13 protein-coding genes are annotated in these 16,588 nt (G+C 40.8%); 4 read left to right on the top strand and 9 right to left on the bottom strand.

The genetic code is table 11. The annotated features are described in order from the left end of the window. Positions 1–147: 147 nt before the first annotated feature. The 4 genes from JI65_RS01145 to JI65_RS01130 all read right to left on the bottom strand — a co-directional run bounded on the left by JI65_RS01145 (position 148) and on the right by JI65_RS01130 (position 6,318). Complete coding sequence (locus JI65_RS01145; RefSeq protein ID WP_191013528.1) at positions 148–2,361, bottom strand: DUF898 family protein; 2,214 nt, start codon at positions 2,359–2,361, stop codon at positions 148–150. 34 nt (positions 2,362–2,395) lie between these two features. Next, positions 2,396–3,856, bottom strand: a complete 1,461-nt coding sequence (locus JI65_RS01140) for an RHS repeat domain-containing protein (protein ID WP_191013527.1) — start codon at positions 3,854–3,856, stop codon at positions 2,396–2,398. 11 nt (positions 3,857–3,867) lie between these two features. Then, positions 3,868–5,880 (bottom strand): leucine-rich repeat domain-containing protein, encoded by a 2,013-nt coding sequence (locus tag JI65_RS01135; RefSeq protein WP_191013526.1) that lies wholly within the window; start codon positions 5,878–5,880, stop codon positions 3,868–3,870. A 123-nt stretch (positions 5,881–6,003) separates the two neighbouring features. Continuing rightward, entirely contained in the window at positions 6,004–6,318 is a 315-nt protein-coding gene (locus JI65_RS01130; protein ID WP_191013525.1) for a hypothetical protein, read from the bottom strand. A gap of 480 nt (positions 6,319–6,798) precedes the next feature. Here JI65_RS01130 and JI65_RS01125 point away from each other — a divergent pair, with 480 nt between their 5' ends. After that, positions 6,799–8,637: a proline--tRNA ligase gene (locus JI65_RS01125; protein WP_191013524.1), complete on the top strand. Its 1,839-nt coding sequence runs from the start codon at positions 6,799–6,801 to the stop codon at positions 8,635–8,637. A 218-nt stretch (positions 8,638–8,855) separates the two neighbouring features. Here the strand turns inward: JI65_RS01125 and JI65_RS01120 are convergent, their stop codons facing one another. Then, the gene (locus tag JI65_RS01120) at positions 8,856–10,382 is read right to left on the bottom strand and encodes a monomeric [FeFe] hydrogenase (protein ID WP_191013523.1); all 1,527 of its coding nucleotides are present in this window, start codon (positions 10,380–10,382) and stop codon (positions 8,856–8,858) included. 279 nt (positions 10,383–10,661) lie between these two features. On the opposite strand from JI65_RS01120, the gene JI65_RS01115 reads away from it, so the two are divergent. Continuing rightward, the gene (locus tag JI65_RS01115) at positions 10,662–11,405 is read left to right on the top strand and encodes a class I SAM-dependent methyltransferase (RefSeq protein WP_191013522.1); all 744 of its coding nucleotides are present in this window, start codon (positions 10,662–10,664) and stop codon (positions 11,403–11,405) included. Between the two features lie 94 nt (positions 11,406–11,499). Here the strand turns inward: JI65_RS01115 and ricT are convergent, their stop codons facing one another. Genes ricT through JI65_RS01095 form a run of 4 tightly spaced genes read right to left on the bottom strand, consistent with a single transcriptional unit; the run spans position 11,500 to position 14,436 of the window. Next, entirely contained in the window at positions 11,500–12,432 is a 933-nt protein-coding gene (gene ricT / locus JI65_RS01110; RefSeq protein WP_191013521.1) for a regulatory iron-sulfur-containing complex subunit RicT, read from the bottom strand. 18 nt (positions 12,433–12,450) lie between these two features. Next, positions 12,451–12,993 (bottom strand): YaaR family protein, encoded by a 543-nt coding sequence (locus tag JI65_RS01105; protein ID WP_191013520.1) that lies wholly within the window; start codon positions 12,991–12,993, stop codon positions 12,451–12,453. Between the two features lie 20 nt (positions 12,994–13,013). Next, the gene (locus JI65_RS01100) at positions 13,014–13,421 is read right to left on the bottom strand and encodes a bactofilin family protein (protein WP_191013519.1); all 408 of its coding nucleotides are present in this window, start codon (positions 13,419–13,421) and stop codon (positions 13,014–13,016) included. 1 nt (position 13,422) lies between these two features. Beyond that, the gene (locus JI65_RS01095) at positions 13,423–14,436 is read right to left on the bottom strand and encodes a M23 family metallopeptidase (protein WP_191013518.1); all 1,014 of its coding nucleotides are present in this window, start codon (positions 14,434–14,436) and stop codon (positions 13,423–13,425) included. Between the two features lie 304 nt (positions 14,437–14,740). Here JI65_RS01095 and JI65_RS01090 point away from each other — a divergent pair, with 304 nt between their 5' ends. Both JI65_RS01090 and dusB read left to right on the top strand, forming a co-directional pair. Continuing rightward, the gene (locus JI65_RS01090) at positions 14,741–15,523 is read left to right on the top strand and encodes a TatD family hydrolase (RefSeq protein WP_191013517.1); all 783 of its coding nucleotides are present in this window, start codon (positions 14,741–14,743) and stop codon (positions 15,521–15,523) included. Between the two features lie 15 nt (positions 15,524–15,538). Next, positions 15,539–16,579: a tRNA dihydrouridine synthase DusB gene (dusB, locus tag JI65_RS01085; RefSeq protein ID WP_191013516.1), complete on the top strand. Its 1,041-nt coding sequence runs from the start codon at positions 15,539–15,541 to the stop codon at positions 16,577–16,579. Positions 16,580–16,588 lie beyond the last annotated feature (9 nt).

Here is a 16,588-nt window from a genome sequence, read left to right as displayed (position 1 = left end):
ATTTTTTTGAGGTTTTGCGAATTTTCTCGAAAATATATTTTGTAGTTTCCAGCTTTTGAGCAAGCGGGAAAAATACAAAATATATTTTTATGATTCTAGCCATTTTTAATAAAATATATTGGCTAGAATTTTTAATTTTTAGACATATCAGTTATTGACTGAACGTGCTACGCGGAAACCTATGAATTTGTCGCCGTATTCCGGAGCACCGCCATAGCGGTTTGAAACGCGGCACTTGGCACCGTTACCAAAACTTCCGCCTCGTGGAACTCGCAATTCACCACTGTCAGGGCCTTTCGGGTTATCCTGGGCTTTAAAAGTATAATCTTCGTATACATTCCAGCACCATTCATAAACGTTTCCGCTCATGTCGTAGAATCCGAGTTCGTTCGGAGATTTCGTCTTTACTTCATGCGTTCTGTCGTTGCTGTTGTCAACATTCCATGCGACTTCGCCAATCTTATTGCTTCCGCTGAATTTGTAGCCTTTGCTCTTTTCGCCGCCGCGGGCTGCATATTCCCATTCAGCTTCGGTTGGCAGGCGATAGCCGTTCGCATTTTGATTCCATTCGATGCGTCTATAAAATGCGTTTCCTCTGCATGGCAAGTAACCCCAAGTGTCAGGATTCGTGCTTCCGTTTACGCTGTAAACTGGTGTCAACCCTTCTTTTTTGCTGAGTCTGTTGCAGAATACAATCGCATCGTACCAGTTTATTGTGTCGGCAGGCAGGTGATATCCTCTGAATTCAAACGGCGTCCTGTCCATAACAAGCTCAAAAAGTGCCTGAGTAACTTCTGTTTCTCCAAGCGAGAATGAATTTACAGTAACTTTGTGAACTGGTCGTTCGGCAGAATTGTTTTTGTCGCCCATGCGGAAAGTTCCGCCGTTTACTTGAATCATTTCAAACTTTGCATTTGCTTCAAGTTCTGCGATGTGTTCTTCGCGGGCTTTTTTCTCTGCTGCAATGCGAGCTTTTTCTTCTGCAGCCACTTTAAGCTGTATTGCAAATCTTGTTCCAAAAACACCGAGCCAAACTACACCAAGAGCTATAGAAGCTATGAGCGCAATTTTTTTGAATTGGTCTGGATTTTTCGGAGTAAACTCGTAATCACGATTTTTTACCCAGCTTACAATCGCAACAACAACGCCCGCAACAAGGAGAAGAAGTTTTAAAACATAGAGTGGATTATCGAATGGCATGTATCCCAACTTAAATGCAGGAATAACTGCAATTAGTGTTGCAATCGGCAGAACAAGTCTTGCAATCGCTAATTTTGGAAGTTTTATGAGCGTTAAGGCAATCATTCCGAATGCAAATGCAAGTGGCAAGAATAAAGCACACAAAGCCGTACCGAGTGAAGAACTCTTTTCCATAAATGGGGAATAAGGCATTAAATAAATTTTGCTGAAAATGAACAGGCTTACAATAATCGCTGCGGCACCGCCCAAATAAGCAAAATGAAGAATTTTTTGCTGTTCTTCTTTTTTTGTGGCAAGTTCTTCCGGTGTAAGATTTTCTGCATCGTCAGCAGAGCCTGTATCTGCGAGTAAATGTGTATGCTTAGTCTTCCATTTTATGATTTTGATTGGAAGCCAAAGGGAATAAATTCCAAATGTGATGATTGAAAGCAAGAGCCATTTAATCCAGTTGCCGAAGAGACCGATTGCAGTGCCGTCAAAAGTACAGCGGTTTTTACAGTAAACTTTATGCCGCTGTTCCCAGCTGTAAAGCATTTGTACAGCCCAAGGATAACAGATTCCGACTGTAAAAACAGTAATTAAGTAGCCAAGAAGCGTCCATCCAATGAGCTGCCAGAGGCCGCCGTCAAAATAGCTTGCCTTTTCTTTACGAAGATTCTGTTCTGCAGAGAATGTTGGAATTTCATCTTCAAAGAAAGTGTTTGCTTCGCGCCATTTTTTGATTTTAATCGGAACCCAGAAAGTGTAGATTCCAAGTGTTACTAAACACAAAAGCAGGCAGAGGAGCCATGTTCCAAAAAGTCCTCCGGCTGTACCGGTGAATTTTAAGCGCCGTCCGTCAATTACGGTGTGCTTTGCTTCCCATGAATATCGCCAGCAAAATGCCAATGGGGAACAAATTCCGGCAGTTATGGCTGTTACAAACCCGCCAAGAAAACTCCAGCCTAAAAGCTGCAATAATCCGCCATCAAAATATGACTCGCCTTTTTGAGCAGGTACATCCGTTGCTGGTGGAACAGAGACTCCTGAAGCTTGCTGCTTCACTGTAAATTCTGCTTCTGCCTGGATTTTCGCGTCTCCGGCAGTTTTTCCTTCGCTTATGAGTTCAATAATACGTTTTGAGACCCATAATTCTTTTTCCTGTGAATTATCTTCACTCATATATGCCCCCTTTTATAAATGCCTCTTTTTTAAATTACTGCAACTCAAAGCTAAGAATAATCTTTCCGTTTGCGTCATAAAAATATTCGTACCAGACTTCATTAATTGTTGTTGAAGAGCTTGAACGAACATCACCATCAGGGGTATATCCCTTTGAAATAGTTTTCTTTACGAATTTACGGTAAGTAAAGTTTCCATTCTCATCATATTCATACGTATACAGAGTATCTTCTTTTTCTTCGCTACCTCTCCACCAGGTTGAATGAACTGAATGTTTTACATTTCCTTTAGAATCGTATTCATAGGTAGTTGAAACACCAGCAGAAGAAGACTCACTTATAACTCTTCCGTTTTTATCATAAGTAACTTTTGAATCTTCGTAGCTATTTTCGCCAGAACGTGTTTTTGTTCCGTCCGCATTTTTTTTCCATGTGTAGCGAGTAGGTAAGGAACTGTCGTCTTCGTATATAAGCTCACCGTCGTCGTTGTATTCATACCTAGTTCCATGTTTCTCCTCACCAGCACGATATTTCTCAACAATCTGCCCTTTAGAGTTATATTTTTTTATTTGCTTATCAGAACCTTCTACCCGAGTTAAGAGACCGTTAGCATCATAAGAGTTTTTATATTTTTTTTCAGAGAGATTATCATCATAGGCTTTATATTTTTCCCTGATTATATTGCCGTGTGCATCATACTCTTTTATGCAAGTAACTTTTACGTTCTTTTTTATTCTCTTTTTACCCTGTTTTACAGAAACCTGCCTTGTATCACCAACTTTTATGCCGTAAGCGTTATACGCCTTTTTTATATTCCCGATTCCCTGCGGAAGCGTGAAAATCACCCCATCGAACTCAAAGGAAATATTTTTGTCACCGATTTTTCCGCTCCAAATTATTTCATAGGGTTCTTCATCTTCATCCAGTCTGTCATTAATGCAAACAGAAAAAACTCCCCGCTCACAGTCTTCTTTGTATGTAATTGGCAGTGTTCCATTTCCTCCCATATGCCAGTCGCCAGTTCCGTCTGAATTAAATGCCATTACGAATGCATAATCATATTCATCCCCGTCAAAAAATCCCTGCGCGTAAGTGTTTCCAGAAAGAACTTTTTTTGATTCAGCAGCATCGTTAAAAAGAGTTACAGTATCACTGCCAGCGGCTAAGCTGTGGTAAAAATCAAGCGAGTTTTCAGTGTATTCATATTCTTGTCCATAAAAACGAACTTTTTTATTCTGTGGGTCTTCCGTAAAAGTTAAAATGCGTTCGCTTGTCTCACAGTCGCCGCTTTTTTCTACTTTGCTTTGTTTTAAAACAGCAGTTCCATCATTGTTAAAAGTAATCGATAAAAGCGGCACGTCTTTATAATTGCTTTTTACGCTTGAATAAGTCTTTCCGGCAAGAGCTGATTCTGCAAAAGAGAGAGCCGGAATCGCCGCAGTAAAAATTAACGCGGCCGAGATTTTCTTTAAGAATCCCTTCGATTTTATTTTCATTTTGTATCCCCTTATTTTTTTGCGTAAGTTATTTTTGCTTTTTGCAGAGGCTTGTTGTTGGCTTTTTTGTCGCCTTTGTCAATTTCTACAGATTTCCACTGCTTTTTAGAGCCTTTAAAATGCACTTCTTTTAACGCCGTGCAAGTGTTGAAAGCTGCATATCCTACATACGTCAAACTTTCAGGAAGTTCTATTCTTGAAAGTGGCGTACAGTTAAAAAGTGCGCAGGCATTAATTTTTGTACAGCCGTCTTTTACGATTAAAGAAGATGCGTGTTTCTCTATCCAGTACAAAGTTTTTCCTGAATCTGTGTAAATTACGCCGTTTTCTTCAAAAATCAAGCTGCTCTTCGGATGTGGTATTACAGAAATGTTTTTGAATACAGTTGGATCATTCGGAAGTGTTGAAAGACTTTCAGGAAGCGCAATCGACTTTAATTTATTCAGGTTCGTGAGCCAAGAAAGGTCTATAACGCCTTTTGTATACGAAAGGTCGAGATGCAAATTGCTTTTTGTTTTTTTAAGAGCCTCGTTCAATTCAGCACAGGTTTTTGAAGTCAAAGTCGAGCCCAAAAATCCGTAGTACGTTTTTCCTGAATCCGTGTAAACAACGTCATTTTTAATGACAATCTGGCTGTTATTTTCGTTTGGTTCAAGCCAAGTGTTTCTTAAGAATTTTGAATTTTCCGGAAGTGTTAAAAGAGAAGCCGGAATGAAAATCCTTGAGATCTTTGAAAAATCTTCAATCCAGTCAAGATTTGTCATGTTTTCTACATCAGACAAATCAAGCTCGATTTTTTCTTTACAATCTTTAACAGCCTTGTTAAATTCAGCGTAAACTTCGCTTCTCAGCTCGTCTTTGAATTTAGCAGTTTTTTCGCCAGCCCTGATTTTTTCAACAACAGCAAGCTGAGCTACTTTTACAGGGTCGTAATCGTAAACGACATTGCAGCCTTCAGGAAGAACAATTCCCTTGTTCCATGATTCTTTTGAATTGCAGTAGTTTATCATCTTAATAGAAGAATTTTTAAAAGCATCATATTCGATTTCTTTAACGCATTGAGGAATCTGAAGCACTTCAAGGTTTTTGCAGCCTTTGAATGCAGTGTAGCCTATCCTTGAAACTGTCTCTGGAATTTCAAAATTTGTTTTTTTACAAGCCAGAGGATAAGCCTTTAAAGTTTTTCCGTCAGCTGAATAAAGAATTCCGTCAATTGATTTATAATCAGCATTTCCCTCTTCCACGTTGATTTCTGAAATACTTGGGTAAGCACTAAAATCTGAGTTTATTCTATTTACATCTGCAGGAATCGTAATTTTATCTTTTTTGAATCCTCGTGGAATTGCGTAAAGAAACAGTTTGTTTGCTTCGTCTTTTGAATATAGAATACCACCAACTGATTTGAAAGTAGAGTTTCCTTCTTCCACATTGATTTCTGAAATACCTGTGTAAGCACTAAAGTCTGCACTTATTTTGTTTACATCTGCAGGAATCGTAATTTTGTCTTTTTTGAATCCATGTGGAATCATATAAAGTTCCATTATTTGGGCACTGTCCATGCGATACAAAACGCCTTCTACAGATCTCCAGTATTTGTTTCCTTCTTTTACATTGATTTCTTCAAGATTTGGACAAAACTGAATTTTAGCTAGTAGGTATTCAACAGTTGTTGGTAAACTTATGTGTCTTAGTTTTGTGCACTTACTGAACGCAGTGGAATCGATACTGGTTACGCCTTCTGGAATTACGACTTCTTCGAGCGAAGTGCATCCGTAAAATGCGCTGCATTTAATCTCGCGAACGCCACCACCAAATGTAATCGTTTTTAAGTTCTGGCAGTTCCAAAATGCTCCGTCTTCAATTTCTGTAACGCTGTCTGGAATTGTCACTGACTTAATTTTATTGTTTTGTGCGTATTCCCAGGCACTGATTTTTTTTGTGCCCTTTGGAATTACAAGCTGCGCCTGTGCAAAAGCAGACACAACGAGTGAAAAAGTGAATATTGCTGTTATTAATTTTTTCATTTTTTTAATAAAACACGAAAGAGCGGAACAACGGTGGTTGAGCGAAGTCGAAACCACAACTAAATGGTCTTGTCAAAGGACTCAATAACCGGAGTTCCTCATTACTGTCGTGTTTTAGGCTCCTTATTTTTTTGTATAAACAATCATCTCGTCTGTTAAGGTCTTTGCAGCTTCATCAAAAACAAGCTCGTGAGTTTCACCTGCAAACTCTACTTTGACTACGTTCGTGCTTTCATCAAACGTGTAAGTTCCATCAAAGGTACCGACAGGCGAAAAAGCCGTAACTTTATTGCCTGATTTGAGTGTGTAGCCAGCTTCTATTCCCATAAAGTCAGTTTTATACGTTCCGCTGAGTTTTGAACCGCAGCTTACGAACATGAGAGTTGCACCCCCGGCAAGTGCACCCAATACGATTTTTGCAAATACTTTTGATTTCATTCTTGAAATTCTCCTTCTGTTTTTACTCTGTCTGAGCAGTTTTTAAAATAAAAAAAGCCTCAAATTACCAGCCGTACAAAGTGCCTAGTATTTGAGACTTTTTTTTGTCGAAATGAAAATTAATAGTTGACTTAAAAAAATGAGACTGAAGTCGTGAAGTCGTGAAGTCGTGAAGTCGTGAAGTCGTGAAGTCGTGAAATTATATGGATGTATTTTTTTCTGTCAAGCATAATGTTGTAATCTACCAACCGTGTTTTACTATTATAATTATCCTAAAACAATCTTTAATCAATGTAAATGTCAAAAATCTCTACTTTTTTTTCATTATTCCGAACCTGATTTTCAGCATGACAACACATTTTAGGCATCCCCGACCATTTATTTAGAACTCCTTATTCTTCATTAATACCTTCCCCATTTTCCACTTTCATCTTTCTTCAAATTGAACATCAGAGTGTTTTCCAATAAAATAGTTCTACTATGAAAACCTCTAAATTCTATATTTCAACATTGCGAGAGGCACCGTCAGAAGCGGTAATCGCAAGTCACAAACTCATGCTCCGAGCAGGAATCACCCGAAAACTTGGAAATGGACTTTACACTTATCTTCCGCTTGGAGTTCGCTCACTTTACAAACTTGAAAATATTATCCGTGAAGAATGGAATGGAACAGCAGAAGCACTTGAATTCAAACCGACAGTAATCGTTCCTGGCGACATCTGGAAGGAATCTGGACGTTGGGAGACAATGGGACCTCAGATGCTCAAGGCTAAAAACCGCGGCGAACAGGACATGGTAGTTTCTCCGACTGCGGAAGAAGCTTTTACTGCAATCGTTCGCGACGGGCTTGATTCTTACAAGCAGCTCCCTGTAAACCTTTATCAAATCAACACAAAATACCGCGACGAAATCCGACCGCGCTACGGCGTAATGCGAGGACGAGAATTCATTATGGCAGACGGCTACACAATGAACGCCGACGATGAATCTTTGGACGAGTCTTACAAACTCTACGAAAAAGCATATTTCAGAATCTTCAAGCGGCTCGGCCTCAAAATCATTCCTGTAAGGGCTGATTCTGGCGCAATGGGCGGAAGCGGCTCAGAAGAATTCATGGTTGAATCACCAATCGGCGATGATACTTTGATTATCTGCCCGAACGAAAAATGCGGCTACGCAGCAAACGTTGAAAAGGCAGAATGCGCCGCAGACGAGTCGGTCAATAAAAATGGCGAAAAGCCGGCAAAGACAGACCTCGCATACGAAATGGTCGAAACACCGAACGTATTCTCAATCGAGGACATGGAAAAATTCTTTGATGAATCGCCAAAAATGTTCATCAAGGCACTCATTTACCGAGTAATCAACTCTTCTCTCGACATGACCGGAGCTACAGGTGCAGATAAATGGAAGCGCGTTTCTGATCCGGCAGGCGACTACTATCCAGTTTCTTACGCATGCGTGCTCATCCGCGCAGATTTGGACGTAAACGAAGCAAAACTTGCGGCAACCCTCAAAGCGTCGGAAGTTGTCCTTGCAGAAGATGAAGAAGTCAAGGAATGGGCAGGTGCTGGACACGGATTCGTAGGCCCAATGACTTCAAAATGCCCACTTATCGTTGACTGGTCAGTAATCAAAAACAACGAAGCTCAAATGCACGATGCAATTGCAGGTTCAGGAAAAGACGGCTACCACGTTAAGCACGTTGAACCGCTCAGAGACTTCGTTCCATACATCAATGCAGATGTACGCACTGCAAAAGAAGGCGACAAATGCGCTTGCTGCGGAAGCACGTTCTACACACGCAAAGGAAACGAACTTGGTCACATCTTCAAGCTCGGTCACAAATACACAAAATCAATGCACGTAACATTCCTCGGACAGAACGGAAAGCCGACGGAACCGACAATGGGCTGTTACGGAATCGGCGTTGACAGAACTCTCGCTTCAATCATCGAGACAAACTGCGACGACAAGGGAATCATCTGGCCAATGTCTGTAGCTCCATTCCAGGTGTGCATCGTTCCAATCAACTACAAGGGAACAATGAAGGAAGTTGCCGACAAGATTTATGACGAGCTTACAAAAGCAGGAATCGAAGTTCTTCTTGATGACAGAAACGAACGCCCAGGCGTAAAATTCGCCGACATGGAACTCATCGGTATTCCGCTCAGAATCACCGTTGGAGACAAAAATCTTCCTAACGTTGAATTCAAGCCACGCTCAGCAGCAGAAGCTGAGCTTGTTCCGGCAGAAAATGCCGCTCAAAAGGCTATTGAATACGTAAAAGCTGAGCTTGCAAAACTCAGTGCCGAGTAAAATGCACTTCTAAAAAAAACAAGCCTGAATTCCACAGAAAATTATTTCTAGTGAAATTCAGGCTTTTTTATTTTCAGTTATCGCTCACAAAAGCTCATAATGCTTGAGCAAAGTCAAAACCACAACCGCCAAAAAATGACCTCAAGTCCATTATTCAGTTTTTGATGTGCAAAAGCTGAGCGGAGCGACAAAAATCCGTATTGCGGAGCAAAGAAACGCTATTGTCGCTCCCTTTCCCCTTCAATAACAGAATCCATATCGCATTTGAGCGGGAATCCATCATCACTAGGCTTAGAACCAGCGTTTGCATAGATTGTAAGAAGACCGTTACCTAGCTTAGGATTTGCGATTACCGCAGGTCCGGCAATACAGCCGCCCTCACAGGCCATAACTTCAATCAAATTCGGGCAATCTGCAGGAGATGGAATCTCGCCAGCATTAATCTTTCCGTAATTTGCGAGAGTCTTCATTCCGTTTTTGTCCAAACCGTTAATCACGCACGGACGAAGAATCGTCTTATCCTTCAACCTGAGCCTTACGCTCTCCGCAACTCCGCCAGATTTCGCAAAATTTCGTCCTGAAACAGTCGGAACATATTTTGCGCTCTTTGCTTCCATCTTTGAAATATCAATTCCCTTCGCAAGGAACAAAGCGTTAAGCTCTTCAACAGAAAGAACGTAATCCACAATGTCGTTGTCAAAACCTTCCCGGCGTTTTGCAAGGCAAGGTCCAACAAAAACAGTGATGCAGTCTGGGTCGGCTTTTTTTGCAAGCTCTGCGTTGTAAATCATAGGAGATTTTGTCTCAGAAATGCAGCCTTTCAGCTCCGGAACGTGGATATTTACCGCACGAACGTATGCCGGGCAGCAGCTGGTCGTCATAATCTTGTCGCCGCGTTCCATTCGCTCTGCAAACTCAGCCGCTTCCTTGTCGGCAGTAATGTCGGCTCCAATCGCAACTTCCCACACGCGTGAGAATCCTGCGGCAAGAATCGCACCCTCAAGCTGGCCTGGCTTTGCCTTGAACTGCGCTCCAATTGCAGGCGCGTACATTGCAACGACCTTTTTTCCGTTCATAATGTGCTTAATAACATCAACAAGCTGCGGCTTATCCATCATCGCGCTGAACGGACAGTTGCTCATGCACTTTCCGCAGAAAATACACTTATCGTAATCAATCTTCTCTCGTCCATCCTCGCCTTTAGAAATCGCTCCGACCGGGCACGCTTCCTCGCACGGAATCGTAGTCTTAATGATTGCATGGTAAGGGCAATTCTGCGCGCAAATGCCGCATTTTATACATTTTGACTCATCAATTACCGCACGGTGATTAACAATCTCAATCGCCTTTTTAGGACAGTTCACCTTACACGGACGAGCCAAACACCCCTGACAGGCATCTGTAGGAAAATAATGCGAAGGCTTACAGGCATTACAGGCATTGTGAATCACCGTAAGCATCGGCCAAGTCGGTTTTTCGCGGTTCAGAGCGTCCTTCGCATATTCCGCGAGAGTTTTCTTTCCGTCATAATCTTCAACAGAATTTCCCATTCGTGTGGCAATTCTGATTTTTACGATTTCCCTGTCAGCCTCAATGCTCTCGTGAATCGGAGTGCTTCCCTCAGGAATTATCTGGGCTGGCAAAGAATCAATTTCGGACTCCAGTTTATTCTCTAACTGCAATTTTGCAATCTGAACAAGAATGTTTTTTTTCAAATTTGCAGCGTTATTATTAACGTTTAACAAAAAATACCTCCTTTGATTTTTTATAAAAAATAGCTCTGATTTTATTCTAGTGTGAAACCGGTTAAATTCAATAAGGATTTAAAAAATTACCAGTTCAATAGTCGTAAAACACAAAACTCAAAATTCCTCATAGAAACACAAAATTTATCGTTAATTTTTAAATCAGAATCTCCAAAACAGGAGAAAAAAATTAAAAAATTGTCTTAAATATTTGAATAATCTTAAATCTGAATGAAATATCCATTGCAAATTTAAATTTAGACTTTATAATTTTTAACTATGGAACTAAATGAAAATATTTCAGAATACTATGATGAGTTGTATCCGGTTACGCTGGAGCAAAAAAAATTTTATGAAAAAGAATCTTCTATATATAGCAAGCCTGTAAAATATCTGCGAGTCGGTTGCGGAACAGGAACTTTTGAACACAGTCTCGCCCGCGACGGCGCAGACGCAACAGGCCTTGAAACAGGCACCGAACTTTTGGAATCAGCAAACCGAAAACGACGCACCCAACTAATGTCATTAAGATACTTTCAGATGAGTTCTCTTGAAATGGCAAGATTTCTCGGTCACGGTTTTTACAACATTGTTTCCAGCCTAGACAACAGAATCCTTTTTATTCGAGACAAAATTCTCGTAGAAAAATTCTTCTATGATGCAAAACAACTTTTAACTGCAGACGGCAAGTTGATTCTAGAATTGGTCAACTTCAAGAAAATAAAAGATTCCGACGTGGTAAAATTTCCTACCCGCGAAAGTATCCGCGTAAAACTTTACACGCAACTCGTCTCAAAAGATGACGGAAACGGAAACAGAAAAAAAATCATTCAGCAGGATTTAGAAACCGGCAACGGAAAAATCATTCCTGTAACGCGCGACGCGGAAATTTATCCGCTCGTAAAAGAAGAAATCGAAGAATTTGCCAAAAAGGTCGGATTCAAAAAATTTGAATTTTATGCAGACTTCAACCGAACTCCATTCAAAGACGACAGCGAAAAACTTCTAGCAGTTATAAGCTAGCCACAAAAACTAAAAAGGATGCCTTCAAAAATCAGGCATCCTTTTTTTATCTAAAAGTGCGAATGGCAAGATTTTGCAGTCACTGTCAAACTGCCTAAAAAATCTTCCATTTGCCATTTTCACGCTGATAACGTTTTGCAGGAATTTCCAACAGCCTTCCATCGTCGCCAAGCATTTTTATCATTTGGGTGAGCGGATTTACATCCGTGATTCTAAAATTCGTACCGTCGTAATAAATATGCTGACCTTCGTTCGGCAAATTTTTTCTGGCCTCGGCATACCAGTTGTATTCATAGCTCAAACAGCACAAAAGCCGTCCGCACTGCCCGCTTATCTTCATTGAATTCAACGAAAGATTTTGCTCTTTTGCCATTTTTATAGAAACTGGAGGCAACTTGTCGCTGATTGTGTGGCAGCAGTAAGGTCGCCCGCAAACGCCCAGTCCACCCGTAATCCGGCTTTCGTCACGCACGCCAATCTGACGAAGCTCAATCCTCATTTTGAACACGCTCACCAAATCTTTTACAAGCTCGCGGAAGTCAACACGGTTCTCGCTCGAAAAAAAGAACAGAGCCTTTGTCTCTTCAAGCAAAAAATGAACGGCAACCAATTTCATATCAAGTTTGTGCACCAAAACTTTTTCCTTAAAAATTTTGAACGCATTCTCTTCTTTTACCGCCATATCATGGTAACGTTTTAAATCGTCTTTGCTGGCAATACGCTCAACCATAATAATGTCAGAAGCTTTTAGTGCCACAGGATTCTTACAACGACCTAAAACCAGCGCAAGGTCTTTTCCATAGCGAGTCGGAATAATAATTCCGTCTTCGTTGGTAAGCTCACGCATATTGTTCGGAACGGTAACATACACAATCTCACTTGAATATTCAAGTTTCGCATAATAAAGAATGTCTGGATAAACAAACTCGCTGTCATCAGACGAATCATCTTCGTCATAATCACCGTCTTCGAGATTTTTTATATCCTCTTCGTCGTTACAAATGTCCTGTTCAAAAATATCACTCATTTTCGTAAAACTCCATTTTTAAGCTGCCAGCAAATCAACTATAAGACCATTTATTTCATCAATCCGAGCTAAAATACTAAGATTCTTACTATGATTATAAAGCATATCTGACGCAAGATTATTTAATTTTTGATTTATAATCTGAATCTGATAGTACGGCGCAAGTTGCTTACCGCGTCTGTTGCGCCCGAACCGCCGTTTTTCAATCACTTCAAAATTATTGCGCACAACATATTTCATAAACTGACCTATTTTTTTGCGATAATTTTCAAGGTTTTCTGGAGACTGACTGAGCTTTAGCTCATCTCCGGCAATGTCAACGGCATCCTTCAAGAATACAATCGCCTCTTCTTCGGTCATTCCCGCAATTTCTTTGGGAAGCCCCGCTGAAGCCAACTCAGCTTCTTCCTGAATACGTTTTAGGGAAGATGAAAAAGATGACTTTGAATTTCTTTCAATTTGCTTTGCTTGTTTAGCAGCCTGATGCGAAGCTGTCTGAGTGGCGGCAAAATAAAGTGACTGCGATGAAAGTGAACTTGTTGCTGTATCGATTCCTGGCATTAAATGTCCTGTTTACAAAATTAAATCGCCTTGCTCTTTATTGACTGTGCATCCAAATGCTGCGAACTGGCTTTTTCAAATTCATCTTCATTTTTTAGAGAAATACAATGACCATGAATTATCACGTTATTTTCTACCTGAAGTTTTTTTGTCGAAATATCTCCGATAACCGCTGATGAAGAAAGGAGTTTTAGACTTTCCGGCGCGTAAACGTTTCCGAGAACGATTCCGCCAATAACAGCGGACTTTGCAGTCACATCACCGTTGATTCTGGAGTTTTCACCGATGATTACATTTCCACTTGCCTCCAAATTTCCGTCAATATCGCCGTCAACGCGGACGAACCCGTTGATTTTAACATTTCCCGAAATTGCGGAACCAGAACCAATCAATGTGTTAATCGAAATATCATCAGTGAATAAAGCCATACTATTTTGAAAGTTTAATATTAATATATTTTGCTGGGTCTACAACATCAGAACCTATGTGTACTTCATAATGCAGGTGCGGACCTGTAGAAATACCCGTATTTCCGATTGTTCCAATTACATCGCGCTGAGAAACGAACTGACCTTTCTGAACGCTCACAGACGACATGTGCGCATAGCGCGTATAAATACCATGCTTATGCTTTATGATTACATAATTACCGAATCCAGAATCATAGGCAACAGTTACAACTTGTCCGTTGGCAGCGGCAACAATCGGGTCTCCGCTCCTGTACGTAGAAAGGTCGATTCCTTTATGAACGTACCACTGCCCGGTTATGGCATGGGTCGTAGGTCCAAAGTTTTGCGAAACATGTCCAATACCGCCCTTTATCGGCCAGATATTCGGAATATCGGTAAAGAGAATTTCCTGGCTTTCAAGCATTTTTCCAATCTGCTCGATCGGCTCAATCGCATCTTCAAGATAGTCAGAAAGCTGTCGCATATCTGCAACCTCTTTTGACGCCCCCGAAAGTGAATTTGAATTATCAAAAAGAGAATTCAAGTCACTTTCCGAAGAAGAAGACTTGCTCATATTTTTTGACTGATTTATACCAAGCAAAGAAAGTGTCTGCGAAAGTGCCGACTTGAATCTTACAGCGGTCTGAAGAACGTTATTGTTCTCGTCACGCAATTCATCGTAATTCGCAAGAAGTTCTCTGTTCTCTTTTACTGCCTGGTTAAGCTCAGCTTTTATACTTTCATCTTGCTTCTTAAAATAAATAAATGAAGCAACAATTCCGACCACAAGGACAAATCCAAAAAATAGCGCAAATATATTCGTTCTAAAATTTACTACTTTTCCGTGATTGTGCGGAACAATCATTATCGTCAGTTTGCTGTCACAAAACTTAAAAAATTTTGCGATACCTTTTCCGATAAAGCTGAAAACTGCATGTATGAGGCTTAAAAAAGAAGAGACAGCGTTTTTTTCAATATGTTTGTATTTAGCCATCTGTAAAAGTCTCCAATTCCTTGCAATTGTAGTTTGTCGATTTCTTCAATTGAAAGGAAAATAATGTACATAGTATCATAGTGCATAAATTTATGTCAAACATGCCATCATTATCATATTTAAAACTGACAACGGATATTTGACATGTTCAACTTTCTCATATATTCTATCGACAAGAACAGTTTCCAATTTTAACTGTCCAAGGCACCTAAAAAAAAATCAATTTAATCGAATATCAGTTACATTATTCCAAGTTGATTTTTAAAAGTGTGGTTTCATTAATCATATCTCTGGAAGAAAGCCCATGCAATTTTTTGATACTCATGCCCATATAGGGCTCATCTACGAGTCCCCTATAGAACAGTTGCGTGTAATTCAGCAGGCTAAGCAGGCCGGCGTTACACGAATCGTAAGTATAAATAACAGCTTGAGAGACTTTAAGATAGTCTACAACACACTAAAGGCTGTTCCTGGAATTTACCACGCAGTCGGAGTCGCACCTGCCGAAGTTATGAATCCCGGAAAAGACTGGATTCATACAATCGAAGACGGTCTAAAGCTCCCTAACGTGATTGCCGTCGGTGAAACAGGACTCGACTATTACAAGCAGTTCGGTGACAAACGCTCACAAATCGAGCTTTTCATCACACAACTTGAACTTGCGCAAAAATACGACAAACCTGTAATCATTCATAACCGAGACGCAGGAAACGACGTTTTTGACATTCTCACCGGACGAATCCCTGACTCAGGAGCAATTCTCCACTGCTACGGCGAAAATGCGGCTTACGCAAAAAAATGTCTCGACGCAGGTCTGAACGTTTATTTTTCTTTTGCCGGAAACTTAACTTACAGAAACGCAAGAAACTTGCACGAAACGATTCTCAACATTCCTCACGACAGGATTCTTATCGAAACCGAAAGTCCGTTTATGATTCCTGCCAAATATAAGGAAAAAAAGAGAACAATGCCGGCTTATCTTCCTGCAACAGCAAAATTCATGGCAGAAATGCTTGAGATGAATCTTGAAGATTTGTCAGCACAACTTTGGACGAACAGCTGCAAGATTTTTAAGCTGCCAGAATAATTAGGAATCAATAAAATGCCTGAACTGTATCACCCTGTAAAAATAGGAAATCTCACTCTCGACGGAAATCTTTTTCTCGCACCTGTGGCGGGGTATTCCGACAGGGCGTTTCGCTCAATCTGCACTGATTTTGGCGCAGACTTTGCCTACACGGAGATGGTAAGTTCCGAAGCACTCACACGAGGAAGCGAAAAGACTGAAGCCCTTATGAGACGCGCTCCGAACGAAAATCATTACGCAGTTCAAATTTTTGGCGGAATTCCAGAAACAATGGCAAATGCCGCCCGAATGGTTCTGGAGCGAACAAGCTGCGAGTGCATAGACATTAACGCTGGCTGCCCAGTTCCAAAAATCATAAAGTCTGGAGCCGGAAGCGAACTTACAAAAAATCCAGACAAACTTTACTCAATCATAAAAGCTGTCGTTGAAGCTGCAAAAAATTACGACGGAAAGAGAACCGACAAAAACGGAAATCTTGTCGATTACAGCGGCGAAATCGTTCCTGTGACCGTAAAGATTCGTCTTGGCTGGGACAGCGAACATATAACATGGAAAGAATGTGCCGAAGCCGCAATAAAGGCGGGCGCAAGCGCAATCACAATGCACGGAAGAACTCGCGCGCAAGGATACGAAGGAAAAGCCAACTGGAACGCCATTGCGGAACTCGTAAAATTCGTCAATAAAAGAATCCCTGTTTTTGGGAACGGCGACGCATTCACCCCGGAAGACGCAAAAAATATGCTCGAACAAACCGACTGTGACGGAGTTATGTTCGCAAGAGGCGCAATGGGAAATCCGTTCATTTTTAAGCGGACTCGGGAATTCTTACAAACTGGAAAAATCACCGAAATCGATATGAGCGAAAAAATCCGGGCAGGTTTTAGGGAACTAGAACTTCTTACAACCGACATGGGCGAAAAAGGAGCCTGCCTAGAAATGCGAAAGAGATTCTGCGCCTACACTAAGGGAATAGAAGGCAGCGCGGCTTTAAGAAAAGAGCTCGTAAACTCGAACACCGTAGAAGACTACAAAAACGTGCTAAAAAATTATCTATAGGGAACTTCG

This window comes from Treponema zioleckii (genome assembly GCF_014737315.1).
Taxonomy (GTDB): domain Bacteria; phylum Spirochaetota; class Spirochaetia; order Treponematales; family Treponemataceae; genus Treponema_D; species Treponema_D zioleckii.
The sequence above is the reverse complement of the archived record's forward strand: the minus strand, read 5'-3'. Positions and strand labels throughout refer to the sequence as shown.

What these genes read in the sequence shown, in the direction of transcription:
- JI65_RS01130 (WP_191013525.1), bottom strand. Translation starts at nt 6,318, where the DNA reads ATGAAATCAAAAGTATTTGCAAAAATCGTATTGGGTGCACTTGCCGGG.
- JI65_RS01105 (WP_191013520.1), bottom strand. Translation starts at nt 12,993, where the DNA reads ATGCCAGGAATCGATACAGCAACAAGTTCACTTTCATCGCAGTCACTT.
- JI65_RS01100 (WP_191013519.1), bottom strand. Translation starts at nt 13,421, where the DNA reads ATGGCTTTATTCACTGATGATATTTCGATTAACACATTGATTGGTTCT.
- JI65_RS01090 (WP_191013517.1), top strand. Translation starts at nt 14,741, where the DNA reads ATGCAATTTTTTGATACTCATGCCCATATAGGGCTCATCTACGAGTCC.
- JI65_RS01135 (WP_191013526.1), bottom strand. Translation starts at nt 5,880, where the DNA reads ATGAAAAAATTAATAACAGCAATATTCACTTTTTCACTCGTTGTGTCT.
- JI65_RS01095 (WP_191013518.1), bottom strand. Translation starts at nt 14,436, where the DNA reads ATGGCTAAATACAAACATATTGAAAAAAACGCTGTCTCTTCTTTTTTA.
- dusB (WP_191013516.1), top strand. Translation starts at nt 15,539, where the DNA reads ATGCCTGAACTGTATCACCCTGTAAAAATAGGAAATCTCACTCTCGAC.
- JI65_RS01145 (WP_191013528.1), bottom strand. Translation starts at nt 2,361, where the DNA reads ATGAGTGAAGATAATTCACAGGAAAAAGAATTATGGGTCTCAAAACGT.
- JI65_RS01125 (WP_191013524.1), top strand. Translation starts at nt 6,799, where the DNA reads ATGAAAACCTCTAAATTCTATATTTCAACATTGCGAGAGGCACCGTCA.
- JI65_RS01115 (WP_191013522.1), top strand. Translation starts at nt 10,662, where the DNA reads ATGGAACTAAATGAAAATATTTCAGAATACTATGATGAGTTGTATCCG.
- ricT (WP_191013521.1), bottom strand. Translation starts at nt 12,432, where the DNA reads ATGAGTGATATTTTTGAACAGGACATTTGTAACGACGAAGAGGATATA.
- JI65_RS01140 (WP_191013527.1), bottom strand. Translation starts at nt 3,856, where the DNA reads ATGAAAATAAAATCGAAGGGATTCTTAAAGAAAATCTCGGCCGCGTTA.